A 1,231-nucleotide genomic window follows, 5' to 3' on the forward strand; every position below is an offset into this window, starting at 1 on the left:
TTACATTGAGATGTTTTATAACCCAAGGCGCCGGCACGGCACGAGTGGTGACCTGTCACCGGTCGAGTACGAAAAGCGTCATTACCAGAGTCTGGCGAGTGTCTAGAATACTGGGGGCGATTCAAACCGCCTGTTCCGACCTAGCTTCAAATACAGCAAAGCTGAAGTGCTGCTATTGGATCTTTGTCAGCCAGGCGAGTTCATGGACGACCTCTTCGCACACTCCCGGCTTGTAGCCGCCAATAAGGAAATGAGCGTCATGGATGATACCGCGTTGGGAACGCGGGACGCTTTAGCTGGCAAGCGTGCCTAGCTCACCGGGCTAGTCAAGGTGCCGCCACCTTTTGAGCAAAAGCTACACAACCCGTCTTGACTAACTCTGGACCGTGAAATGTAACTGAGCATCTGCGTAAGGTCCGGGCTCGGCTATGCTCCGAGCAGGAAAATCTCTTCTGGAGCCAAGGGATGGACAACAAATTTGTATTTGCGCGGCTAGTCCTGATCGAGCAACAAAAGATCTCGATCAAGGCTCTGATTGCCGAGAACCGTGGTATAGCGTCTGAAGCCGTGATAGACCACTGGCTATAGTATGTCACCAGATTCGAGAGTGAGGCTTTGACCGCACTCAGCAAAATGCTGTGATTCTGTAAATGCCGGTATAGTAAGCCAGCACTGCTTTGGCTCGTGCTTCTGCATGAACAGCAGACTCGCGGGCGTTAGTTTAAACATCATTTAGTCAAGGGAATGAATTTTGTATGATCAAAAGAATGGACAAAATCGCCATAACCAATGTTAAGGGAATCGAAAGCTCTGTTTTTGATGTTCAGCTTATTCCAAACAAGCCGACACTCGTTGTAGCTCCCAACGGTTTCGGAAAAAGCTCCATTACCGCTGCTTTTGGCTCCCTGCGTTCGAAGAGGATGGAGCTGGATAAGGATGAACGCCACAAGGGGGCTGAAGACCTTCATCCATCTCTTAAAATCAGTTATACCATGCAGGATGGAAGCAAGATTGAAAAAGAAGCGAATCATATAAAAAATGAGCTAGCAGCGATATTTGGCGTTCATGTAATTAATAGCCAGTTGGTTTCAAAAGCAAAAAAAATCGGCGGTTGCAGGAGCTGAGTGCAACACGGTTATTGAATTGACGCAGGAGCATCATATTGCATAGCCAAGGCTTTCTGCATCACTTCGCTCATGACTTCGATAGGACATTTGAAATCGAAGCGCTT

General features: G+C 48.1%; 2 protein-coding genes and 1 pseudogene. All 3 read left to right on the forward strand.

Translation table 11 applies throughout. The features are described from left to right. Positions 1 to 124 precede the first annotated feature (124 nt). Positions 125 to 377: pseudogene (locus H4J77_RS20085) on the forward strand (DUF4113 domain-containing protein); the annotation flags it as partial. Between the two features lie 88 nt (positions 378 to 465). Then, the gene (locus H4J77_RS20090; protein WP_259364948.1) at positions 466 to 588 is read left to right on the forward strand and encodes a hypothetical protein; all 123 of its coding nucleotides are present in this window, start codon (positions 466 to 468) and stop codon (positions 586 to 588) included. Positions 589 to 755: 167 nt separating this feature from the next. Further along, positions 756 to 1,124, forward strand: coding sequence for a hypothetical protein (locus H4J77_RS19500; protein WP_259364949.1), 369 nt, complete (start codon positions 756 to 758; stop codon positions 1,122 to 1,124). Positions 1,125 to 1,231 lie beyond the last annotated feature (107 nt).

It is taken from the genome of Pseudomonas sp. 5Ae-yellow, from assembly GCF_014077575.1.
In the GTDB taxonomy this organism is placed as follows: domain Bacteria; phylum Pseudomonadota; class Gammaproteobacteria; order Pseudomonadales; family Pseudomonadaceae; genus Halopseudomonas; species Halopseudomonas neustonica.